Origin of the sequence: Streptomyces sp. NBC_00335, assembly GCF_036127095.1 — a bacterium.
GTDB lineage: Bacteria > Actinomycetota > Actinomycetes > Streptomycetales > Streptomycetaceae > Streptomyces.
The window spans coordinates 4,215,394-4,236,914 of the sequence record NZ_CP108006.1; the positions used below are offsets into that span (position 1 = coordinate 4,215,394).

21 protein-coding genes and 1 pseudogene are annotated in these 21,521 nt (G+C 70.7%); 8 read left to right on the forward strand and 14 right to left on the reverse strand.

Annotated features, from left to right (window positions below):
* Positions 1 to 65: 65 nt before the first annotated feature.
* From OHA37_RS18895 to OHA37_RS18920, 6 genes and pseudogenes are all read right to left on the reverse strand, one after another.
* The gene (locus OHA37_RS18895; protein ID WP_266906774.1) at positions 66 to 782 is read right to left on the reverse strand and encodes a class E sortase; all 717 of its coding nucleotides are present in this window, start codon (positions 780 to 782) and stop codon (positions 66 to 68) included.
* Between the two features lie 10 nt (positions 783 to 792).
* A pseudogene (locus OHA37_RS18900) lies at positions 793 to 1,473 on the reverse strand (class E sortase); the annotation flags it as partial.
* A gap of 137 nt (positions 1,474 to 1,610) precedes the next feature.
* Entirely contained in the window at positions 1,611 to 2,249 is a 639-nt protein-coding gene (locus OHA37_RS18905) for an aminodeoxychorismate/anthranilate synthase component II (protein WP_254382122.1), read from the reverse strand.
* Positions 2,246 to 2,446 carry a hypothetical protein gene (locus tag OHA37_RS18910; protein ID WP_254382427.1) on the reverse strand — a complete coding sequence of 67 codons (201 nt, stop codon included), beginning with the start codon at positions 2,444 to 2,446 and terminating at the stop codon, positions 2,246 to 2,248. Before OHA37_RS18910 ends, OHA37_RS18905 begins: the two co-directional genes overlap by 4 nt.
* A 65-nt stretch (positions 2,447 to 2,511) precedes the next feature.
* Positions 2,512 to 3,240: a class E sortase gene (locus OHA37_RS18915; RefSeq protein WP_266906776.1), complete on the reverse strand. Its 729-nt coding sequence runs from the start codon at positions 3,238 to 3,240 to the stop codon at positions 2,512 to 2,514.
* Entirely contained in the window at positions 3,209 to 3,985 is a 777-nt protein-coding gene (locus OHA37_RS18920; RefSeq protein ID WP_266906778.1) for a DUF881 domain-containing protein, read from the reverse strand. Before OHA37_RS18920 ends, OHA37_RS18915 begins: the two co-directional genes overlap by 32 nt.
* Positions 3,986 to 4,076: 91 nt before the next feature.
* Here OHA37_RS18920 and crgA point away from each other — a divergent pair, with 91 nt between their 5' ends.
* Positions 4,077 to 4,331: a cell division protein CrgA gene (crgA, locus tag OHA37_RS18925; RefSeq protein WP_250738676.1), complete on the forward strand. Its 255-nt coding sequence runs from the start codon at positions 4,077 to 4,079 to the stop codon at positions 4,329 to 4,331.
* Between the two features lie 106 nt (positions 4,332 to 4,437).
* On the opposite strand, the gene OHA37_RS18930 is transcribed toward crgA, so the two are convergent.
* Together OHA37_RS18930 and OHA37_RS18935 are read right to left on the reverse strand one after the other, a co-directional pair.
* Complete coding sequence (locus tag OHA37_RS18930) at positions 4,438 to 5,322, reverse strand: rhomboid family intramembrane serine protease (protein ID WP_266906781.1); 885 nt, start codon at positions 5,320 to 5,322, stop codon at positions 4,438 to 4,440.
* 94 nt (positions 5,323 to 5,416) lie between these two features.
* The gene (locus OHA37_RS18935; RefSeq protein ID WP_266906783.1) at positions 5,417 to 5,944 is read right to left on the reverse strand and encodes a peptidylprolyl isomerase; all 528 of its coding nucleotides are present in this window, start codon (positions 5,942 to 5,944) and stop codon (positions 5,417 to 5,419) included.
* A gap of 177 nt (positions 5,945 to 6,121) precedes the next feature.
* Between OHA37_RS18935 and OHA37_RS18940 the strand changes: the two genes are divergently transcribed.
* Entirely contained in the window at positions 6,122 to 6,877 is a 756-nt protein-coding gene (locus OHA37_RS18940; RefSeq protein ID WP_266906785.1) for a DUF5324 family protein, read from the forward strand.
* A 73-nt stretch (positions 6,878 to 6,950) separates the two neighbouring features.
* Here the strand turns inward: OHA37_RS18940 and OHA37_RS18945 are convergent, their stop codons facing one another.
* Together OHA37_RS18945 and OHA37_RS18950 are read right to left on the reverse strand one after the other, a co-directional pair.
* A complete protein-coding gene (locus tag OHA37_RS18945) occupies positions 6,951 to 7,457 on the reverse strand; it encodes a LysM peptidoglycan-binding domain-containing protein (protein WP_266906787.1) in 507 nt (168 codons plus the stop codon).
* Positions 7,458 to 7,570: 113 nt separating this feature from the next.
* Positions 7,571 to 8,050 (reverse strand): MarR family winged helix-turn-helix transcriptional regulator, encoded by a 480-nt coding sequence (locus OHA37_RS18950; RefSeq protein ID WP_266906789.1) that lies wholly within the window; start codon positions 8,048 to 8,050, stop codon positions 7,571 to 7,573.
* Between the two features lie 102 nt (positions 8,051 to 8,152).
* Between OHA37_RS18950 and OHA37_RS18955 the strand changes: the two genes are divergently transcribed.
* Complete coding sequence (locus tag OHA37_RS18955) at positions 8,153 to 9,643, forward strand: MFS transporter (RefSeq protein WP_266906791.1); 1,491 nt, start codon at positions 8,153 to 8,155, stop codon at positions 9,641 to 9,643.
* An 84-nt stretch (positions 9,644 to 9,727) separates the two neighbouring features.
* Here OHA37_RS18955 and OHA37_RS18960 read toward each other — a convergent pair whose 3' ends face one another.
* The 4 genes from OHA37_RS18960 to OHA37_RS18975 all read right to left on the reverse strand — a co-directional run bounded on the left by OHA37_RS18960 (position 9,728) and on the right by OHA37_RS18975 (position 15,970).
* Entirely contained in the window at positions 9,728 to 10,546 is an 819-nt protein-coding gene (locus tag OHA37_RS18960) for an isocitrate lyase/PEP mutase family protein (protein WP_266906793.1), read from the reverse strand.
* A 134-nt stretch (positions 10,547 to 10,680) separates the two neighbouring features.
* A complete protein-coding gene (locus OHA37_RS18965) occupies positions 10,681 to 13,686 on the reverse strand; it encodes a glycine--tRNA ligase (protein WP_266906795.1) in 3,006 nt (1,001 codons plus the stop codon).
* Between the two features lie 134 nt (positions 13,687 to 13,820).
* Positions 13,821 to 14,921 carry a hypothetical protein gene (locus tag OHA37_RS18970; protein ID WP_266906797.1) on the reverse strand — a complete coding sequence of 367 codons (1,101 nt, stop codon included), beginning with the start codon at positions 14,919 to 14,921 and terminating at the stop codon, positions 13,821 to 13,823.
* On the reverse strand, positions 14,915 to 15,970 hold the full coding sequence (locus OHA37_RS18975; protein WP_266906799.1) for a S66 peptidase family protein: 1,056 nt from the start codon (positions 15,968 to 15,970) through the stop codon (positions 14,915 to 14,917). Before OHA37_RS18975 ends, OHA37_RS18970 begins: the two co-directional genes overlap by 7 nt.
* Positions 15,971 to 16,469: 499 nt before the next feature.
* Between OHA37_RS18975 and OHA37_RS18980 the strand changes: the two genes are divergently transcribed.
* The 5 genes from OHA37_RS18980 (at position 16,470) to OHA37_RS19000 (ending at position 21,513) form a co-directional block, all read left to right on the forward strand.
* Positions 16,470 to 16,652 (forward strand): hypothetical protein, encoded by a 183-nt coding sequence (locus OHA37_RS18980; RefSeq protein WP_266906801.1) that lies wholly within the window; start codon positions 16,470 to 16,472, stop codon positions 16,650 to 16,652.
* Positions 16,653 to 16,744: 92 nt separating this feature from the next.
* The gene (locus tag OHA37_RS18985; RefSeq protein WP_266906803.1) at positions 16,745 to 18,013 is read left to right on the forward strand and encodes an ATP-grasp domain-containing protein; all 1,269 of its coding nucleotides are present in this window, start codon (positions 16,745 to 16,747) and stop codon (positions 18,011 to 18,013) included.
* Positions 18,010 to 19,062 carry a branched-chain amino acid aminotransferase gene (locus tag OHA37_RS18990; RefSeq protein ID WP_266906805.1) on the forward strand — a complete coding sequence of 351 codons (1,053 nt, stop codon included), beginning with the start codon at positions 18,010 to 18,012 and terminating at the stop codon, positions 19,060 to 19,062. Before OHA37_RS18985 ends, OHA37_RS18990 begins: the two co-directional genes overlap by 4 nt.
* A gap of 274 nt (positions 19,063 to 19,336) precedes the next feature.
* On the forward strand, positions 19,337 to 20,353 hold the full coding sequence (locus OHA37_RS18995) for an amino acid--tRNA ligase-related protein (RefSeq protein WP_266906807.1): 1,017 nt from the start codon (positions 19,337 to 19,339) through the stop codon (positions 20,351 to 20,353).
* A gap of 131 nt (positions 20,354 to 20,484) precedes the next feature.
* Positions 20,485 to 21,513, forward strand: coding sequence for a hypothetical protein (locus OHA37_RS19000; RefSeq protein WP_266906809.1), 1,029 nt, complete (start codon positions 20,485 to 20,487; stop codon positions 21,511 to 21,513).
* Positions 21,514 to 21,521: the final 8 nt, after the last annotated feature.

The window sequence follows — 21,521 nt, forward strand, 5'->3', positions numbered from 1 at the left end:
GGCGGCCTGGGGCCCATCCCCGGCGGTCACGACCGGCAGCGTCACGACCGGCAGCGCAACGACCGTCAGCGCAGCTCCGCCGGAAGGCTCCGCTTCGCGTCCACCTTCTCCGTGCGGACCAGCTCGCCCCACACGATGTAGCGGTACTTCGAGGTGTACACGGGCGTGCAGGTCGTCAGGGTGATGTAGCGGCCCGGTGCCGTGCGGCCCGATTCCTTGGGGACCGGGCTGATCGAGTCCACGTTGTACTTCGAGGTCTGGCTCAGCTCGGCGAAGACCTTGTACACGTACCAGGTGTCACGGGTCTCGAAGACGACCGCGTCGCCGTTCTTCAGCTTGTCGATGTTGTGGAACTTGGCCCCGTGCCCGTCGCGGTGGGCCGCCAGCGCGAAGTTGCCCGCCGGGTCCCACGGCAGCGCCGACTTGACCGGCTCCGTGTAGTAACCGGCGACGCCGTCGTTCAGGACCTCCGAGTCGGTGCCCCGTTTCACCAGCACCTCGCCGTTCTTCATCGCCGGCACGTGCAGGAAGCCGATCCCGCCCTGGACGTCCAGCGCGCCCGGCGCCGCGGCCGAGGCCTGCGAGGGCGCCGCCCGGTCCCACTGCTCGCGCACCGCGTCCCCGCGCGCGGAGGCGTCCCGGTCCGCCAGGACGTTCGTCCACCACAGCGAGTACGCCACGAACAGCCCGAGCACCAGGCCCGCCGTGATCAGGACCTCGCCCAGCAGGCTCAGGAACCCCGCGAGGGCGCTGCGGTTCGGGGGCGGTGCGGCACGTGACACTGCGGATCCTCTACGGGCTGGTCAGCTCGGGCGGAGCACCCTGGCTGCGGGGGCGTTCAGCGGTCATCCTGCCCCATACGATCAGCCGGTAGGTGCTGGTGAACTCCGGGGTGCAGGTGGTCAGCGTGATGTACCGGCCCGCGGAAGTGAACCCCGATCCGGCGGGCACCGGCTTGATCACCGCCACGTTCGAGGGCGGGGTCTGCGCGAGCTGTGCGCTCATCTCGTACGTGTAGTACGCGTCCCGCGTCTCCACCACGATCTTGTCGCCCGGCACCAGCCGGTTGATGTAGCGGAACGGTTCTCCGTGCGTGTTCCGGTGGCCCGCCAGCGCGAAGTTGCCCTGGCGGTCGGCCGGCATCCCGGTCGCGAGCGGCGCCTCGGAGTAGTGGCCGACCATCCCCTTGTCGAGGACCTTCGCCTTGTTCGTGCCCTCCGCGACCGGCACCTTCACGTCCAGCTTCGGGATGTACAGGATCGCGAAGCCCTGGCCCGGTTCGAACGCCGTCGCCACGGGCGGGGCGGCCGCCCCGCCCGGATCGCGGTCCCAGTTCTGGAGCAGGGAGCCCGCCGCGTCATCGGCCGTCCGGTCCGCCAGGAAGTTCGTGTACCAGAGCTGGTAGCCGACGAAGAGCAGCATCACCAGGCCCAGCGTGATGAACAGCTCCCCGGCGAGCCTGCTGACGACCACCACCGGCCCGCCCGAGGCCGGCCGCCTGCGCCGCCGGCCGCGGCCCCGGCCACGCGTGCGCGTACGCTTCGCGGCCTCCTGCGCTGCCCTGCGTCGCGCTGCCCGGCCCTCGGTGGGCGCGGACGGCGCGAGCGCCGTCACGCGACGGCCTTGCCCACCACCGGGGCGAGCCCCACCGAGCGCTCCACCGCGCCCGCGTCACCGCAGCGCACCAGCCAGTTCGCGAGCATCCGGTGGCCCCACTCGGTCAGCACGGACTCGGGGTGGAACTGCACGCCCTCGACGTCGTGCTCGCGGTGACGCAGACCCATGATGATCCCGTCCTCGGTCCGCGCCGTGACCTCCAGCGTGTCCGGGAGGGTCGGCGGCTCGGCCGCGAGGGAGTGGTAGCGGGTCGCGGTGAAGGGCGAGGGCAGCCCCTCGAAGACGCCGAGGCCCTCGTGGACCACCGGCGAGGTCTTGCCGTGCAGCAGTTCCGGAGCCCGGCCGACGACGCCTCCGTAGGCGACGGCCATCGACTGCATGCCCAGGCAGACGCCGAAGACCGGTACTCCCGTGTCCGCGCAGTGGCGGACCATGTCCACGCAGACGCCGGCTTCTTCCGGCGTGCCCGGGCCCGGGGACAGCAGGACGCCGTCGAAGCCGTCCTGGGCGTGGGCGAGCTCGACCTCGTCGTTGCGCAGCACCTCGCACTCGGCGCCGAGCTGATAGAGGTACTGGACCAGGTTGAAGACAAAGCTGTCGTAATTGTCGACAACCAGAATGCGCGCGCTCACGGAGTCGCTCCCGATCCCTCGTCCACCGTCACATCGTTGAACGGAAGCAGCGGCTCGGCCCACGGGAAGACGTACTGGAACAGCACGAACACCACCGCGAGCACCAGCACGAGGGAGATCATCACGCGTACCCACGCGTTACCCGGCAAATGCCGCCAGATCCAGCCGTACATGCCGCCTGTGTCCTTTTCGTCCACGATCGTTCAACGCACCGCGGGGGCGGTACGTCCACAGCCTAAAGCCACCCGCCCGGCGCGGAGGGTCACCTTGCCAAACCCTCCGGTACGCCCTGTGCGAGGGTCCGCATACCGGTCAGTTCGGCCCAGACCACGAGCCGGTGGCTGTGGCCCCATTCCGGGTCGCAGGTGGTCAGCGTCAGGTACTTGCCCGGCCCGGTGAAGGGCGAGCGGGCGGGCACCGGATCGACGACGCCGACCTCGGTGGGCAGGGTGCGCAGCGCGTCGGCCCGGACGGTGTACGTGTACCAGCCGGTGGCGTCCTTGAGGATCACCGGGTCTCCGGGGCGCAGCTTGGGGATGTCCTTGAAGGGGTCCCCGTACGTGCGCCGGTGGCCGGCCACCGCGAAGTTCCCGTTGCCGCCGAGCCGTGCCGTGCCGGCGTAGTGGCCCAGGCCCTTCTTCAGCAGCTCGGTGCCCGTGCCCTCCAGGACCGGCTTGTTCCAGTCGCGGCCGAAGCGCGGTACGTACATCTCGGCGAAGGCCCGGCCCGGCGGGTACGCGGCGGGTTCCGGGGCGGCGGCCGGAGCCGCCGACTCGGCGGCCGCGGGCGCCGCGGACCAGCGGTCGCGCATGCGGGCCATCTCCCCGTCCATGGCCTGGTCGGCCTTGACCCCGGTCCACAGCAGGACGTAGACGACGAAGAGCACGATGAGCGAGCCCGCGGTCAGGCACACCTCGCTGAACGTCCGTACCAGCAGGCGCGGCACGTCGACGTTGCGGTCACGGGGTGGCGGGCTCCAGCGGCTTCGCATAGTGGAGGTCCACTGTGCCGGAGTAGCCCGGCAGTGTCAGCGCCTTGTGCTCGTCCACTTTCCAGCCGAGCCCGTACGCGTTCACGTACAGCTGGTAGTTCTGCAGCGCCGGGGAGGCCGCGAGGGCCTTCTTCAGCGCGCCGGGGTCGCCGACCGCCGACACCTTGTACGGGGGCGAGTACACCCGGCCCTGGAGGATCAGGGTGTTGCCCACGCAGCGCACGGCGCTGGTGGAGATCAGGCGCTGGTCCATGACCTGGATGCCCTGGGCGCCGCCCTGCCAGAGGGCGTTGACGACGGCCTGGAGGTCCTGCTGGTGGATCACCAGGTCGTTGGGCTGCGGCTCGGGCACGTTGGGGATGCGGGCCGTGGCGTTCGGGGGCGCGTCGTTCAGGGTGACGGTCACGGCCTTGCCGCTGATCGCCTCGGTGCCGGAGGCCGCGCGCAGGGCGGCCAGCTTGGCGTTCTCGGCCTCGGTGCTCCCGTTGTCGCGCTCGGCGAGGGCGTCGACCTGGCCGCGGGCGGTGGCGGTGCTCTTCTCCAGCTCCAGATTGTTCTGGCTGCGCTCCTGGATCAGGTCGGACAGCTTGAGGAGCGAGGCATCCGTCCGGATGTTCGTACCCTTGGAGGTGTTGAAGCTGGTGACGAAGATCAAGCCGGCCAGGGCGAAAACGGCGGCCGTGAGCAGCCGGACCGGTCTGGCACGGCGACGGGGACCCGCGGAGGAGTCGTCGGAATTGCTCAACGTACCCTTCTCCTTCAACGCCACAGGTCCACTACGCTAACGGACGCCCGGGGCAGGCAAGGTCCCCAGCCCATCGACAGGAGAGCCCCTCGTGCCGAAGTCACGTATCCGCAAGAAGGACGACTACACGCCGCCCCCCACGCGGACGCCGCAGTCGATCAAGCTGACGAACCGCAACTGGGTCGCCCCGGTCATGCTGGCGTTCTTCTTGGTCGGTCTGGCATGGATCGTCGTTTTCTATCTGTCCGAGACCCAGCTTCCGATCGAAGCTCTCGGAAATTGGAACATTGTGGTCGGATTCGGCTTCATTGCGGCAGGATTCGGCGTCTCCACGCAGTGGAAGTAGCCCGGCTCCGCAAGCTCTCCCCATGAGTTATCCACAGCGTCATCCACACCTGAGGAAAAGACAGAAGATCTGTGGATAACTCTGTGGAGAGTTGACGCCGGTGTGATCAGGTGAGTGCGGAAAGTTCGACCGTCCGGATCACGATCAGGGCCGTGGCCAGCAGGAACACCGCCACACAGGTGCCCCACTGGACGAATTTGCGATTCCGCGCGCCCATGTCCTTGGTGGGCCACAACAGGCCCAGCGCGACCAGCACACCGGTGACCAATCCACCGATATGGCCCTGCCACGACGCGTTCGCCCCCGGCAGGAAGGTCAGTACGAGCATCAAAACCGCCACGGCGACCAGTGGACGCACTTCGTCCCGCATCCGACGAGCCAGCACGATGGCGGCGCCGAGCAGGCCGAAGACGGCCCCGGAAGCTCCGAGCGTCGGGGTGTTCATGGGGGTCAGCAGATAGATCAACGCGCTGGCGCCCAGCGCCGACAACAGGTACACGGCGAGGTAGCGGGCGCGGCCGAGGGCCGGCTCCAGAATTCCGCCGATGAACCACAGGCCGATCATGTTGCCGAAAATGTGCCACCACTCGACGTGCAGGAACGCTGAAGTCAGTAGCCGGTAGTACTCACCCGTGGACACGCCTTCCGCCGGCCCGCCCGCCAGTTCGCGGTACCAGCCGATCAGCTCCAGTTGAATCGCCAGCCCGGGGAAGACAACGGCGGCGAGCCATACCGCCACGTTGATCCCGATCAGGATCTTGGTGACCAGGTACGGATCCGCGGCGACCACCCCGCCCGCGATCGTCCGCGGAGCGTTGGCCGCGCGCCCGTGGCCCGTTCCCGAGCCCCCGCGGACGCACTCGGGGCACTGGAAGCCGACCGAGGCGTCGATCATGCACTCGGGGCAGATCGGCCGCTCACAGCGCGTACAGCTGATCCCGGTCTCGCGGTCCGGGTGCCGGTAGCAGCCCGGAAGACGGTCGGTGTCCATCGGTCCCCTCGGTCGGCGGCGAGGCGGCGGTTTGCCCGCGCCCGTCCGGTACGTATCGAGGACGGACGGGCGGGGTCGAAAGGTTCCCCTGCGGTCAGCGCTTCTCGATGACGACGGACTGGATGATCACGTCGTCGAGGGGGCGCTCGGTGCGCGGGTTGGTGGCACCTGCGGCGATGGTGTCGACGATCTTCTGGCTGGCCTTGTCGCCGATCTCCCCGAAAATGGTGTGCTTGCGCGTGAGCCAGGCGGTGGGGGCCACGGTGATGAAGAACTGCGAGCCGTTGGTGCCCGGGCCGGCGTTCGCCATCGCGAGCAGGTAGGGCTTGGTGAAGGCCAGGTCGGGGTGGAACTCGTCGGCGAACTGGTAGCCGGGGCCGCCGGTGCCGTTGCCCAGCGGGTCGCCGCCCTGGATCATGAACCCGCTGATGACACGGTGGAAGACGGTGCCGTCGTAGAGCGGGTCCGTGGTCTTCTGTCCGTCCGTGGGACGCGTCCACTCGCGCTCACCGGTGGCGAGTTCGACGAAGTTCCGCACGGTCTTCGGAGCGAAGTTCGGCAGAAGCTCGATCTCGATGTCGCCGTGGTTGGTCTTCAGGGTGGCGTAGAGCTTCTCGGCCACGGATCTGCCTTCCTCATCGTCGTCACTGTCGGTTTCAGATCCTCCCACGGAGGGCTGCACCGGGCGGAAATCGTCCACCCGTATGCCCTGTCGCGCATGCCGGTCGACGGTATGGGAGGCATGATCCGACAAAGGGTGGAAAGGTGAACTGTGTCCGCCACCGAGGAGGAGGATCCCGTGACCCGCAAGGAAAGCGTGCGCCTGGCAGCATCAAGTGCCAGGGATACGGCGCGGCACGCAGCGGAAGTGGTGGCGCCGTACGCGGAATCCGCCAGGCACGCTGCGGTGCATTACGCCCACGAAGCAAATGAACGGCTCGCACCGAAGGTGTCGTACGCGGCCGGCGAGGCTGCCAAACAGGCCCGCCAGACGTACGACTGCCACGTACAGCCCCGGATCAAGTCGGCGCGCTCCCACGTACCGCCGAATGTGGACCGGGCCGCGACCAAGGCCGTGAAGCAGACCCGCCTGGCAGCCCGGAGCGCGGTGGACTACACGCAGCCGCGGCTGGAGAGTGCCTTCGCTGCGGCCCAGCCGGTGGCCGAGGAGGCCGCTTCCCGGTCGACGGCGGCGCTGGCGGCCCTGCGCGGCCAGGTGTCGGCCAAGGAGGTCCAGAAGCTCGTACGTCGCCACGAGCGGCGTGCGCGCTGCGGCCGCCTGTTCAAAGGCGCGGCCGTGGTCGGCGTCCTGGCCGGCGGAGCCTACGCCGCGTGGCGCTGGTGGGACCAGCAGTCGAACCCGGACTGGCTCGTCGAGCCGCCGGCCGCCACCGAGCTGCCGGCGCGGGAGCAGGAGGCTCAGGCCTCCTTCGACGAGGAGCTGGCGGCGAAGGAGCGCGACGGCGGGACGGAGTTCGTGTCCGGCCTGGAAGAGGAGGCGCAGGCCGCCCAGGAGCGGATCGACGCGGAGGACGCGAAGCGCAAGCACCGCTGAGGAACGTGGAACGAGAGAGTGGGGCCCGGATCCTTTCCAGGATCCGGGCCCCACTCTCGTTCGCTTTCCCCGCTCAGCTGGGGAGGGTGAGCTTCATCCCCGGGTGGATCATGTCGGGGTTCGAGCCGATGACGCCCTTGTTCATGGCGTAGAGCTCGCGCCAGCGGCCCTCGTTGCCGAGCTCGCGGCGGGCGATCGCGGAGAGCGAGTCGCCCGAGCGGACGGTGTACGTGCGCTGCGCCTTGGGCGCCGGCTTCGGCATGGGCGCCGCGGGCACCGCCTTGTGTGCGGCGGAGGTCGGCGTGGGCGTGTGCGCTGCGGGCCGTGCGACGGGGGGCGCCGGTGCCGCCTTGGGCGGCATCGGTGCGGCCTTGGGCGGCGCCGCTGCCGCCATGCGTTCGGCGGCCGCCTTGGTCGCCGCTGCCGAGTCGGTGTACTTGGTCCCGGTGTCGCCGGGCATCGAGGACGGCGGCGCCGGGGCGGCCGCGGCCTGCTGTTGCACCTGCTCAGCCGCCTTTTGGGCGGCCTTCTCGGCTTGTTCCTTCTTCTTGTCGGACCTCATGAAGTCGAACAGTCCCATGTGCGTACGCCTCCGGCATGGTGGTGCCCCCCTGGGCTGAGTGCCTTGTTCCACTCTCTGCCAGAAGGCCCGGGTCGGCCCTGTGACTGGGCCATCCGGGGGATGCCGGTCTGCTACTGGCGGGCCCTGCGAGCCGGCCTCGGGCTCTCCGACGGGGTCTCCAGATCACCCTTGACCAGCAGGTTCAGTACGCGCAGCACGGCCTCGCGGTCCGCGTCGGCGAGGGAGCCGAGGGCGTCGGCGTGCACCTGGTCGACGATCCGGCTGCTCTCCTGCGCCAGGGCGGCGCCCTGCTCGGTGACGACGATGACGCGGGCCCGGCGGTCGGTGCTGGACTGCCGCCGCTCGGCGAGGCCGGCCTTCTCCAGGGCGTCGACGGTGACGACCATCGTCGTCTTGTCCATGCCCCCGATCTCGGCGAGCTGGATCTGGGTCCGCTCCTCGCCCAGGGCGTGCACGAGCACGCAGTGCATCCGTGCCGTGAGCCCGATCCGGTCGAGGGCCACCGCCATCCGGGTGCGCAGGACGTGGCTGGTGTGGTCCAGGAGGAAGGAGAGGTCCGGCTCGTTCTGTGCGGGCGCCATGGCTGTCATGTCCACCAGTCTAGCAATTCAGTCCCCAACAGATCGTCTGCAACAGAACTATCTGATACGGTCTTACCAAGTCAGCCCGCCGCTCACCGACTGGGGACACAGATGCCTGCCACCTCCGCTCCCACCGCTCCTCCCACCACGCCGGCCACGCCCGTCGGGTCCGCTTCCGACCCGGCTGCCGCACCGCGCGGGCTGCGCTCCCGGTGGACCGCCCTCGGGGTGCTGTCCACCGGCGTCCTGATGACCGTCCTCGACGGCAGCATCGTCACCGTCGCGATGCCGGCCATCCAGAAGGACCTGGGCTTCTCCCCCGCCGGACTCAGCTGGGTCGTCAACGCCTACCTGATCGCCTTCGGCAGCCTGCTGCTCCTCGCCGGCCGGCTCGGCGACCTCATCGGCCGCAAGCGGATGTTCCTGGCCGGGACCGGCGTCTTCACCGGAGCCTCCCTGCTCGCCGGGTTCGCCGGATCGCCCGAGGTACTGATCGCCGCCCGGTTCCTGCAGGGCCTCGGCAGCGCCATGGCCGCGGCCGTCAGCCTGGGCATCCTGATCACGCTGTTCACCGAACCGCGCGAGCGGGCCAAGGCCATCGCCGTCTTCTCCTTCACCGGCGCGGCCGGAGCCTCCCTGGGGCAGGTGCTCGGCGGGGTCCTGACCGATGCCCTCGACTGGCACTGGATCTTCTTCATCAACCTGCCCATAGGACTGGCCGCCCTCGCGCTGGCCCTGCCCGCGCTCCCCGCCGACGGCGCTCATGCCCGGCCGGGTCTGCGCGCCGGAGCCGACGTCATCGGCGCCCTCCTGGTCACCGCGGGCCTGATGCTCGGCATCTTCACCGTCGTCGAGGTGGAACGCTACGGCTGGCTCTCCGCACACACCCTCGGCCTCGGCACGCTCTCGGTCGCCCTGCTCGCCGGCTTCACCGCACGCCAGGCCAGGACCCGCACCCCGCTGGTTCCGCTGCGGATCTTCCGCTCGCGGACCGTGGTCGGCGCGAACCTGGTCCAGATGCTGATGGTGGCCGCACTGTTCTCCTTCCAGGTCCTGGTCGCCCTGTACCTCCAGAACGTGCTCGGCTACGGAGCCGCCGAGACCGGCCTGGCGATGCTCCCTGCGGCCGTGGTCATCGGCGGGGTCTCCCTCTTCGCCTCGGCCCCGCTCAACGCCCGCTTCGGCGAACGCCGCGTCCTGCCGGCCGGACTGGCCCTGCTCGTCGCCGCCCTCGGCCTGCTGACCCGGCTCCCGGTCCGCGCCGACTACGTCACCGACCTGCTCCCCGTGATGCTGCTGGCCGCCGGCTTCGGCCTGGCCCTGCCCGCCCTCACCGCGCTCGGCATGTCCGGCGCCGACGAGCAGGACGCGGGCCTCGCCTCGGGCCTGTTCAACACCACCCAGCAGATCGGCATGGCGCTCGGCGTCGCCGTCCTGTCCACCCTGGCGGCCGGCCGCACGGACGCCCTGCTCTCCACCGGCGTCGACCGCGCCGCGGCGCTGACCTCCGGCTACCACCTGGCCTTCGGGATCGGAGCGGGACTGATGCTCACGGCTCTCGTGGTGGCCGCGACCCTGCTGCGGACCGGCCGGAGCCGGTGACTCCCGCCCGATGTTTCACGTGAAACATTCGGACACGACTGTGGGCCGCTCCACCGGAGCGGCCCACAGCCGTTCCATCAAGCCCTACTTCACGAAGAGGCTGTTCAGGGTGCCGTAGTCGAGCGCCCCTTCCAGAGCCCCGTACGTCCCCTGCTCCAGCACCTCCACCGCCGCGGTGCGGGCCGCCGCGTACGCCGCCTGTGCCACACCGGTTCCGACGCTGACCCGGCGCACCCCGGCCTTCGCCAGCTCGGCGACGGACGGACCGCCCGGCCCTGCCATGGCGTTGACCGGCAGCGGGCCCCGCGCGATCTCGCTCAGGGCGTCCAGGTCCAGCAGCCCCGGCACGAAGATGCCGTCGGCCCCGGCGGCGGCGTACGCCTCCACCCGCGCCAGTACGTCGGCGAGACGGCCGGACTCCTCGCCGATCCCGAACAGGAAGACGTCGGTACGGGCGTTGATCACCAGCTCCGGCAGCCCGGCCTCGGTGGCCGCCGCGCGGGCGGCGCGGATCCGGTCGGCCTGCTCCGAGGCGGTGTGGAGCGTACCGTCGGCCGCCTTCGAGTCCTCCAGGTTGATTCCGACGGCGCCCACCGCCACCACCTCGCGCACGGTGGCCGCGACGTCCTCGTAACCGCCCTCGACGTCCACGGTGACCGGGACGTCCACGGCCGCCACGATCCGCGCGGCCGCCGCCAGCATCTCCGCCTTCGTCGCGTGCTGACCGTCCCCGCGCCCGATCGACCAGGCCACGCCACCGCTGGTGGTCGCGATGGCCGCGGCCCCGGCCGACTCGATCACCGCCGCACTGCCCGCGTCCCAGGCGTTGGGGAGAACGATCAGCGACGCACCCAACTCCCTCAACCGCAGGGCCTTCTCGGTGGTCTTCGCTTCCACGCTCATCCGTACTCTCCTCAACTTCGGCCATGCTGAACGATCGTCATACCGCCCGACTGGGCAGAGATTAACGCGACGGGGCCCCCGGCCCGGCGTCCGCGCCGGGCCGGGGGCCCCGTCTCACCTCTGTCGAGCGCCGGTTACAGCGCGCGCCAGTCCAGGGTCGTGCGGGCCAGTCGCGCCACGTCGGCCAGCAGGGCAAGCCTGGCCGCGCGGACCGCCGGGTCGGGGTCCATCACCAGAACGTCGTCGAAGAAGGCGTTGATCGCGACGACCAGCGGGGCGGAGACCTCGATCAGCGCGGCGAGGTCGTCCTCACGGCCGGTCAGGGACTCGCGGACGGCCTGCGCGCTCTCGGCGAGGCGCAGCTCGGCGGGAGCGGTCAGCGGGGAACGGTCCACCGCGTCGGCGCCCTCCGCGGCGTCCGCGGGGAGGATGCGCACCACGCGCTGGAGTGCGGCGGTGAGCCCGTCGAAGGCCTCGGTGCCGACGTGGCGCTCCAGCGTGGCCAGGGTGCGGTCGCCGTGGGCGGGGCGATCGGCCCACACCAGGACGGCCTGGACCAGGCGGTGCTCGTGCCCGGCGTCGGTGAGCTGCTGCTCGTAGCGACGGGTGATCAGCTCGGCGGCCTCCGTGAGCCGCTCGGCGGGCACCTCGACGCCCTGGGCGGCGAAGCGGTCGGCCGCCGCGCGCAGCGCCTCGTGCACGCGGACGCCGGCCAGCGCGGGCGTGCTCCGCAGCACGTTGAGCAGACCGATGGCGGCCCTACGGACACCGAACGGGTCGGAGCTTCCGGTCGGCGCAGCGCCGATCACGAACATGCCCGTCACCAGGTCGAACCGGTCGGCGAGCGACAGTACGGCGCCCGCGTCGCTCGCGGGCAGCGCACCGCCGGCGGAACGCGGAAGCTCCATCTCGGCCAGGGCTCGCGCGACCTGCGCGGACTCTCCGGCGTGGCGGGCGTACTCCTCGGCCATCACTCCGGCCAGGCCGGAGAACTCGACGACCATCTGGGAAGCCAGGTCGAACTTGGCCAGCGACCCGGCGCGGCGCACCGTGGCGAGCGCCTCCTCGTCGAGCCCCGCGTTCGCGGCCAGGCCGAGCGCGAGGGCGGCGATGCGGTCGGCGCGGTCGGCGACCGTGCCGAGCCGGTCCTCGAAGGTCAGCTTGTCCAGCCGGCCGCGGAGCTCCTGGGGGGAGACCTTCAGGTCGGCGCGGAAGAAGAAGGCGGCGTCCTCGTAACGGGCCCGCAGCACCGCCTCGTTGCCCGAACGCACCACGTCGTCGTCGCACGTGCCGTTGGCGAAGGTGATGAAGTGGGGCATGAGGCGCCCGTCCGCGTCCAGCACCGGCAGGTAGCGCTGGTGCTTGCGCATCACGGTGGTCAGGACGCTCGCGGGCAGGTCGAGGTAGCTCTCGTCGAAGGATCCCCGCACCGGGTGCGGGAACTCCACGATGTCGGTGATCTCGTCGATCAGTCCGGACTCACCGGCGACGTCGATGGAGCCGCCGACCTCGGCCGCCGACTCGTGGGCTCCGCGCACCACCACGTCGCGCCGGGTCTCGCGGTCCAGCAGGATGCCGTGCATCTTGAGGAAGTGGGCGTAGCCCTCGGCGGACGCCACCTGGACGACCGGGTCGGGGGCGGTGCGGTGGACCCGGGTGCTGGTGCCCGAGGCGAGCGCGGAGACGGCGACCGGCAGGGGGGTGCTGCCGAGCAGGGCGAGCAGCCAGCGCACGGGGCGGGAGAAGGACAGGGTCGGGTCGTTCCACCGCATGTTGCGGCTGGCGCGCAGCCCGGACACGACCTCGGCCAGCAGTTCGCTGAGCACCTCGACCGCCGGGCGGCCCGGCTCCTCGCGGGTGAGCACGACGTACTCGACACCGCTGACGTCGGCGACCTGGAGGTCGGCCGGGTCGACGCCCTGGCTGCGGGCGAAGCCCAGCAGGGCGGGGGTGGGGGCGCCGTCCTTGTAGGCGGCGGCGGCCTTGGGGCCGCGCACGGTCTTGGCGGTGTCCGGCTCGTACGGCTCCACGCCGTCGACCGTGATCACGATGCGGCGCGGCGTGGCCATCGCGGTGATCGGGCCGTGGCCCAGCCGGGTGGCGGCGAGCTTGGCCGTGACCGCCTCGCGCACCGCGTCGGTGGTGGCGCGGACGTCGGCGTACGGGAGTTCCTCCATGCCGATCTCGAACAGCAGCGTCTCGGTGCTGGAGACCGTGGGCAGCGCGGCCCGCACGGCGGGGGCCGGCGAGGCCGCCACTCCGAGCGGGTACTCCAGTACGGCGCGGCGCTGCGCCCACAGCTTGGCCGACTCGTGCGTGAGGCCGCGCATCAGGGAGAAGGCCTTGGCCCGCTCCGTGGTGCTGAGCGCGCCGCGCGCGTCGAGCACGTTGAAGGTGTGGCTGCACTTGAGTACGTAGGTGTAGGCCGGGATGGGCAGTTCGAGGTCGATCATGCGCCGGGCCTCGGACGCGTACGCCTCGAAGAGCTTGTGGTTGGTGTCGACGTCGGCGTCGTCGAGGTAGTGGCGGCTCATCTCGTACTCGTTCTGGCCGAACACCTCGCCGTAGGTGATGCCCGGCGCGTAGGCGATGTCCTTGAAGTGGGACACGCCCTGAAGGTTCATCAGGATGCGTTCCAGGCCGTAGGTGATCTCCACCGACACCGGGGACAGGGTGACCCCGCCGACCTGCTGGAAGTAGGTGAACTGGGTGATCTCCATGCCGTCCAGCCAGACCTCCCACCCCAGCCCCCAGGCACCGAGCGCGGGCGAGGCCCAGTTGTCCTCCACGAACCGCACGTCGTGCGCGCTCAGGTCGACGCCGAGCGCCTGCAGGCTGCCCAGGTAGAGCTCCTGCGGGTTGCCCGGGTCGGGCTTGAGGATCACCTGGAACTGGGTGTGCATCTGGAGCCGGTTCGGGTTCTCGCCGTAGCGCGAGTCGTCCGGCCGCACGCTGGGCTCGACGTAGGCGACGCTCCAGGGCTCGGGGCCGAGCACCCGGAGGGCCGTGGACGGGTTGGCCGTTCCGGCCCCCACCTCCGTGTTCAACGGCTGCGTGATCATGCAGCCGTTGTCGCTCCAGTATTTCTGCAGGGTGAGGATCGCGTCCTGCATGGTCAGCGCGGTGTGGCCGTTCTTCATGGTGATCGAATCGCCTGTTTCCCGAGTCGGTGCGGCAAGGTGGTTTCGTGCGCGGGCGCCGTCGCACGCCCGAACGCCCCTGAGGTGCTCTTCCTGGATCTGACTCCGGTCCCGGACGACCGGAAGGCCCGCTCTCAGCAGACCCGGTCCAAGTCTGCCTCCAGCGTTCCCGCGAGCTGATCCGGGGGCAGTTCGTCGACGTCGTCGGCCGGCGGGCTGGCGTGCCGTCGCAGTCGCTCCTCGGCCGCCGCGACCGCCAGTGCCGCAGGCCGCCACACCTCGGCCGGGCCGTTGGTGCGCTCGCCGAGCAGTTTCAGCAGGGACCGGTAGTTCTGACCGCGTCCCCGGGCGACCGGGCGCACGCCTTCCATGGCGAGCACCGCCGCCGAGGACAGCGCGTCCAGGGCTATCAGATCGCTCACGCCGTGCGCCAGCGCGGCCGCGGCCGGGCCGGCCAGGACGGGGTGGGCCAGGCCCATGGCCTGCGTCAGGACCATGTTCACGCCGAAGGCGAGCTCCACGCCGATCGCACGGCCGTCCTCCTCGATCACGATGACGTTGGCGACATCGGACCACCCCCGGGGTCCCCGCAGAGCCACGTTGGCGTTGCGGCCGGTGACGCCCGGCATGCCGAAGACGTGCCGGAACGCTCCGGGGGTGTCCGTGGTGGGGGCCACGTCGAGGCCGGCCGCGACGCCGGCCTCCCGCAGGTCCAGGTCGTCGGCCAGGACACGCAGTCGTACGTCGTGGGCCGGGATGCCGAGCCTGTCCACCAGCAGGTCCCGGGCGAGCGCGGTGAGCCCCGGCGCGTCCCCGGAGGGTCCGAGTGCGCCGAAGGACATGAAGGAGCAGCCGAAGGGGGACATCTCGCCGGTCCGCCGGACGTGGTCGAGGTTGCGCAGGCGCAGGGCGGGCTGGACGAGGAAGGCGCGCTCGCTCACACCGCCGGAGAGCAGCGGTTTCAGCACGCTGATCGTGGAGTTGGTGTAGCGCACGCTGGGATCGTGCCGGGAGACCACCGGCCGGCGGTGGCGCTCCGTGTACCCGGACGCCAGACATGCGCCGCGGAACTCTTCCAGTACGGCGACCGCGGTGTCGGGGACCCCCTGGGCCGCGGTCGGCACCGGTCCGGTCGCCGGTCCCGTCGCCGGTGCGCCGGCCGGTCCGATCTCCGGTCCGATCGCCTCAGGGCCCGCGGTGCGGACCGCCTCCGCGTACGGCGGGAGCCTCACCATCCGGCACCGCCCTCGGGACGGGGCGCGACCGCCGCGGCGTCGAGGGAGAGCGTTTCGCCGTCCAGTACGGCCCGTACGCCCAGGGGCAGGGTCGTCATGGGGCTGGTGTGTCCGCTGGGGAAGCCGATGACGACGGGGAACTCGTGCCCGCTCAGCATCTCGGCGATCGCACGGCCCAGGTCCTCGGTCTGGTCCTCGTGGTACGGCCAGCCGAACACGATCCCGAGCGCCCCGTCGAACATTCCGGCCAGGTTCATCGTCAGGAGGTCCTCGGCGGCGTTCACCATCGAGTAGGGCAGCTGCGGTGTCTCCAACAGGACGATGCAGTCGGTGAAATCGGGCTGCCACGGGGTGCCGACCAGGCGCCTGAGGACCGGGAGGCAGCCGCCGGTGAGGGTTCCCGCGACCCGTCCGGGGCGCAGCACCTCGGTCTTCGGTACGGGACCTGCGCGCCGGGCCTTTCCGGGGGCGCTCCAGTCCCCGCCCTCCGTGACGATCCGCTCGGGCCTCGGCACCGGCCCGGCCGGGCGGGCGGAACCGGTCACCTTCAGGAAGTGTTCCGCCGTCTCCCGCAAGGGGGTCGGGTATTCGGCCCACTCCGCCATGATCGAAGGCCCGTAGAAGGTGGCCATGCCGGTTTCGAGGCGGATCGCCGTGTGGAGCGAGGTCATGTCCGAGTACCCGACGAAGACCTTGGGGTGCTCGGCGATGAGCCCGTAGTCGAGTTCCGGGAGCAGTTGCGCGGTGAGGCTGCCGCCGATGGCGCACATCACCGCACGGACCTCGTCGTCCGCGAAGGCCTCGTGCAGGTCCGCGACCCGCTGCTCGACGGTTCCGGCGGTCCACCGGCCGGTCGCGAGGGCGTTCTTGGCGAGCCGGGGGCGCAGACCGACGTCCCTCAGCGCCTGCAGCCCGCGCTCCAGGCGCCGGGGGTAGCGGCCGGCCGCGTCCGAGGCGGGCGAGACGACGGCGACCACGTCGCCGGGTGCCAGGGCGGGCGGCAGCACCAGGGCCGGCAGCGGGGAACGCCGCGGTTCGGCAGATGTCATGCGCGAGTCCTTCCCTCGGGCCGGATCTTTCTCCGGCAGATGGTGCTCCGGAAAGACATGTGACTCCTCATCAAATACGACGGACTTCGCATCCCGCCATCCCGTCGCTTCCGCGAAACCGCAGAACGCATTTCCGCCGGACGAGGGGAGATTTCCCGTAGGAGAGACGGTTCGGCGAACGCCCGAACGCGATCCGAAGGACCCGTTACGACGCGGTTCATCGCGAGGCCGGGCTATACGGAAATCGACCCCGACCTTAGATATCCACGCGTCTCATTGACAAGTCCGAGACACACCGTATGTCAGTGAGCCAGGTCACAGCCCTTGCAGCCGGAGGACGCCCCGTACCTGACCAGCGGGCCGGAGCATGCCAGACAGGAACCTGCCAGGCCGTTCCCTTGATGCCCCGGCAACCCCTGCGTAGCTTTCCGGCAGGAGAGGAACCGGCGAACCCGTTCCCACTCTCGATGTTGAACAAAGAACCACCAGGGAGATCCTCATGAAGTTCACGATGCGCGCCACTTCGATTCTTTCGGTAATCACTGCCGTTGTGGCACTGGGCGCCGTGGCCGCAAACGCTGACGAAATGGACACCTCGCGTGTGGCGTCGAATGTGGTGGCAAATGCGGCGGCAAATGTTGCGGCGGACGACGTTTACCCGCTGAGCCTCAACTGGGACTGACCGCCCCCTTCCTGCGCCGCGAAATTCGCGGCGCGCGGGTGAACGATCGCAGGCAATGAGCCGAGAAGGCTGGAAGGACAGGACAACGGGGTATGAGCGAAACAAATCTCTTGGTGTACTCGTGGAACGGGGTCACCCTGGAGGCACTGCTGGACCGTGGAGCCCGCGTCACGCTGGTCTTCGACCTGTGGGAGTCGACCCACCGGTCCATCGACCCCGCGCTGCTCGCCCGGGTGGACCGCCACTACGTGATCCGCAGCTACGACGCACTCAACGAGGTCGCGCAGCTCGCCGTCGAACTCCGCTCCACCGGAGTGAAGATCGACCGGGTCCTCAGCCTTTCGGAGTTCAGCCAGTTCAGCGCCGGCTACATGGCGACCCTGCTCGGTCTCGGCCAGCCCTCGATCGAGAAGTCCGTGCTCATGCGCGACAAGCGGGCCATGAAGGAGCGTGCCGCACGCGCCGGCATCGCCTGCGCCCGCTACGAGTCCCTCTCCACCACCGAGGTCGAGGGTTCCGTACGCCGCGTCGAGGAGCGCCTCGGCTTCCCCGTCATCGTCAAGCCCGCGGCCGGCCTGGGCTCGGTGGCCACCTCCGCGGTGAACAGCGCCGAGGAGCTCACCTCCGTACTGCGCGCCGCCGGAAGCGACACCGCGGAGAGCGGCCTCACGCAGTTCCTGATCGCCGAGGAGCCGATCGACGGCGACGAGTACCACGTCGACGCGGTCTGGGAGAACGGCGTCGCGCAGGTCCTGGGCGTCAGCCGCTACCTGCGGCCGCGCATGCTGGTGACGACTCCGGGCCGGGACAACGGCTCGATCCTGCTGCCCCGCGACCGCGAGCCCGAGCTCTACGCCGAGGTCGAGGAACTGCACGCCCGCATCAACGACGCGTTCGAGATCACGGACGACATCACCCACCTGGAGATCTTCCGGCGGGCCGACGGCCGGCTGTGGTTCTCCGAGATGGCCACCCGGTTCGCCGGCGGCGCCATCCCCGAGAGCTTCAAGCCGTACGGCGCGGACCTGCGCGAACTGTGGATCGACGCCGTCGTCAAGACGGACCGCGAACCGCTGGAGCTGCGCGCCCCGGACTATCCGTACGTCGGCTGGATCAACCTGGCCCCCACGGCCGCCGGTGTCATCACCGCGGAGCCCTCCGACGAGCAGATCGCGGCCTTCCCGTACGTCCTGGACACCATCCGGTCCCGTGCGGTGGGCTTCGAGATCGAGGAACTGCACCCCTCGGTGTGGTGCCTGATGCTGGTCATCAGCGCCGAGACCGAGCAGCAGTTCCGCGAGCGGGCCGCCGAGCTGGAGGCCGCGCTGGCTCCCTCCTACGCGACGGCGCCGGCTTCGTGAGCACCGCGCTGAACCCCTCCGAGGCGCCCGCCACCCTGGGTTTCGGAGCCCGCTTCACCGCGAGCATGATGCTGTCGCGGTGGACCCCCGACAACGGCTGGTCGGCGCTCGAACTGGTCCCCCACCGGCCTCTGGAACTGTCCCCCGCGGCCATGGCGCTGCACTACGGACAGGCGATCTTCGAGGGGTTGAAGGCGTTCCCCCACCCGGACGGTTCGCTCGCGCTGTTCCGGCCGCTCGCCAACGCCGTACGGTTCAACCACAGCGCCGAGCGCCTCGCCATGCCCGTGCTGCCCGTCGAGACCTTCGTCGACGCCTGTGCACGGCTGGTGCGCGCCGATGCCTCCGAAGTCCCGCGGGGCCCGGGGCAGAGCCTGTACCTCAGGCCGTTCATGATCGCGGTGGAGCCGAGCCTGGGCGTACGGCCGGCCCGGGAATACCTGTTCGCCGTGATCGCCTCACCGGTCGACCACTTCTTCGCGGACGGCTTCGAGGCCATCGACGTCTGGTGCCCGACCGACCGGATCCGTGCGGCCCCCGGGGGTACGGGGGCGGCCAAGTGCGCGGGCAACTACGCCGCCAGCCTGGCCACCAAGTCCCTCGCCCTGGAGCAGGGCTGTCACGAGGTCCTGTGGCTCGACGCCCGCGAACACCGCTTCGTGGAAGAGCTCGGCGCCATGAACTTCTTCGGCGTCACCCGGGAACCGTCGGGTGCGCCGCTCCTGGTGACCCCGCCCCTGTCGGGAACGATCCTGGCGGGCAACACGCGGGACACCCTCATCGAGATCGCCGCCGACCTGGGCGTGCGCACCGAACAGCGGGCCGTCGACATCGCCGAACTGACCACCGGCGAAGCCCGTTTCGAGGAAGCCTTCGCCTGCGGCACCGCGGCCTCCGTGGTGCCCATCGGCAGCGTGACGACCGCGGCCGGCCGGCACGTCGTCGGTGACGGCCGTCCGGGCGACCTGACCACCCGGCTCCGCGAGGAACTGGCCGCCATTCAGTACGGGGGCCGGCCCGACCACCGGCACTGGACGTACACCGTCTGACCCGGCCGTCCGGCTCTTCTGCCCTTCGGCTCCTCGGCCCTCGCGGGTCTCCGGCCCTCGCGGGTCTCCGGCCCTCGCGGGTCTCCGGCCCTCGCGGGTCTCCGGCCCCCGTGGCTCTCCGGCCCCCGTGGCCCCTTGCCTCTACGGCCCCTTGGCCTGTGTGGCCCCCGGCCTCGTGGCCCCTCGGCCCCCTGGCCCTCTCCATCCACAGGTGCACCTCGCATCCCATAGGTGCGCCTTGCCCTGTGCACCCTTCATCCCTAGGGAGAACACCTTGTCCACGCCCACTTACACGCACGGCGGATGGCGTCCCTCCGAGGACCGCTTCCTGGAGATCATCGACCAGCCGCTGTACCGCACGCTGGTGGACCTCCAGGACGTCGTGACCCTCGAGACCGCCGTCTTCTGGCGCGAGCGCGGCGTCAAGTCCGTCCACCTGCCGATCACCACGAACAGCATCTCCAGCCCGATGGGCCTGGGCAGCGACTCGCTCCCGGTCGAGATCGACCTGTTCGGCCAGCGCACGTTCCTCGCCGACTCGATGCAGTTCATGCTCGAATACGGCTGCCGCCTCAGCCCCCAGGGCAGCTGGTACCTGATGCCGAGCTTCCGCGGCGAGGACTGCGACGAGACGCACCTCAACCAGTTCTTCCACAGCGAGGCCGAGCTCCCGGGCGGTCTCGACGCGTGCATCGAGGCCGTCAACGCGTACATGCGCCGGCTGGCCCAGGCCGTCCTGGACCGTCACGCCGACGACGTCCGTGCCATCGCGGGCACCACCGAGCACCTGGAGCGCATGGCCGGGCTGGAGTCCTTCCCCCGCATGACCTTCGACGAGGCCGTCGCCCACCTGGGCGACGACCCGAAGGCGGTCGAGTACCAGGAGGGCTGGCGCACCCTGACCCGGCACGGCGAGCGCCGGCTGATGGACGAGGTCAGCCCGATCCTCTGGGTCACGCACTTCGACCACCTGTCGGTGCCCTTCTACCAGGCGTACGGCGACGAAGAGCAGCGCACCGCCCTCAACGGCGACCTGCTCTTCGGCATCGGCGAGACCGTCGGCTGCGGCGAGCGCCACGTCGACGGCGAGCAGGCGCGCAAGGCCCTGGCCCACCACGAGGTCCCCGAGGAGGACTACGCCTGGTACGTGCGCATGAAGGACGCGTACCCGCAGCACACCTCGGGCTTCGGCCTCGGCATCGAGCGCTGGCTGATGTGGGTCCTGAACCAGAAGGACATCCGCGAGCTCCAGCTCGCGCCGCGCCTGAACGGTGTCACCGTCACCCCGTGACCCGTACGGCCCGCCCACCGGCCCTTCCGGCACGGATCCGCACCCCCGGATCCGTGGCCGCGGGGCCGGTGGGCGGCGCCGCCGTTGCGACCCCGCGCACGGTGGTCCCGTAGCCCCGCAGGAGAAGACAGATGGCCCGGTCCACCGACGAGTCCACCGTCGCCAGGACGTCCGCACCGCACTGCTCGCTGCGCGAGGCCACCCACGCGTACCTGGCCGTCCGTCCCGCGCTGATCAGCGCGCACGAACAGACCGGCGTCGAACTCGTCTACCACCGCGACGACGCCCAGCACACCTACCGCCAGTCCGTGCCCGACCTGATGGCGACGCTCGGTGTGCTCGGCCGGGGGCTGCTCCCGGAACCGCCCGGCGCGGTGGGCGCGTTGGTCATCCCCATGCCCTACTACCGCCGGTTCAAGCCCGAAGGCACCCCGGTCGACCCGGCCACGTGCGGCCGGATCATCCGCGTCCGCAACCGGGAACTGCTGGACGACTGCGCGCGGTTCCGCCGCGACAATCCGCCCTCGGCCGGACTGCCCATGCCGGCCCTGATGGCCGATCCCTTCCGCGACGCGGAGGAGTTCGCCGCCGACCACGCCGATCGCCTCGGCGAGGTCTTCGCCCTCAAATGGCATCCGCCGGCGGCCGAAAGGCCCGTCTCCGCCTACGTGGAGCGCGGCTATCTCGACCTCGCCGCGGAGCTGGGCGTGCCCACCGTGATGCACTGCGCCCCCAAGGGCCAGCTCGGCGACCTGGCCGAGATCGCCGCGGACGCCGTCCCCGCCGCGCTCGCGGCGGGTGCCCGGATCAGCCTGGCCCACCTCGGCTTCGACGACCCCGCACTGCCCCGGATCCTGAACACCCCGGGGGTGTACGCCAACCTCGGCCCCTGGCAAGCGGTGTTCGAGGGGACCGCCGCCGACCCCGGCGCCCTGGACCGCGACGCCCGGCTCGCCCGGCTCATCACCGCGTGCGGGCCCAAGCTGATGCTCTCCCTCGACTCCCCCTGGCACCTCCAGCACCGGGACCACGGCCGCGTCCTCGGCACGGACACCGTCCCGGCCCTGCGCCGGATCCTCGGTTCGCTCGCGCTCAGCGGCACCGATCCGCAGGCCCTGCTGGCGGGCAACGCCCTGCCCTACCTGTTCGGGACGTCATGAACGGCCCC

Excerpts from the sequence above, each read along its gene's own strand:
- OHA37_RS18960 (WP_266906793.1), bottom strand. The coding sequence starts at position 10,546 with ATGAGCGTGGAAGCGAAGACCACCGAGAAGGCCCTGCGGTTGAGGGAG.
- OHA37_RS19000 (WP_266906809.1), top strand. The coding sequence starts at position 20,485 with ATGGCCCGGTCCACCGACGAGTCCACCGTCGCCAGGACGTCCGCACCG.
- OHA37_RS18930 (WP_266906781.1), bottom strand. The coding sequence starts at position 5,322 with ATGGACACCGACCGTCTTCCGGGCTGCTACCGGCACCCGGACCGCGAG.
- OHA37_RS18975 (WP_266906799.1), bottom strand. The coding sequence starts at position 15,970 with ATGACATCTGCCGAACCGCGGCGTTCCCCGCTGCCGGCCCTGGTGCTG.
- OHA37_RS18915 (WP_266906776.1), bottom strand. The coding sequence starts at position 3,240 with ATGCGAAGCCGCTGGAGCCCGCCACCCCGTGACCGCAACGTCGACGTG.
- OHA37_RS18950 (WP_266906789.1), bottom strand. The coding sequence starts at position 8,050 with ATGACAGCCATGGCGCCCGCACAGAACGAGCCGGACCTCTCCTTCCTC.
- OHA37_RS18970 (WP_266906797.1), bottom strand. The coding sequence starts at position 14,921 with ATGGTGAGGCTCCCGCCGTACGCGGAGGCGGTCCGCACCGCGGGCCCT.
- OHA37_RS18945 (WP_266906787.1), bottom strand. The coding sequence starts at position 7,457 with ATGGGACTGTTCGACTTCATGAGGTCCGACAAGAAGAAGGAACAAGCC.
- OHA37_RS18985 (WP_266906803.1), top strand. The coding sequence starts at position 16,745 with ATGAGCGAAACAAATCTCTTGGTGTACTCGTGGAACGGGGTCACCCTG.
- OHA37_RS18980 (WP_266906801.1), top strand. The coding sequence starts at position 16,470 with ATGAAGTTCACGATGCGCGCCACTTCGATTCTTTCGGTAATCACTGCC.
- OHA37_RS18955 (WP_266906791.1), top strand. The coding sequence starts at position 8,153 with ATGCCTGCCACCTCCGCTCCCACCGCTCCTCCCACCACGCCGGCCACG.
- OHA37_RS18965 (WP_266906795.1), bottom strand. The coding sequence starts at position 13,686 with ATGAAGAACGGCCACACCGCGCTGACCATGCAGGACGCGATCCTCACC.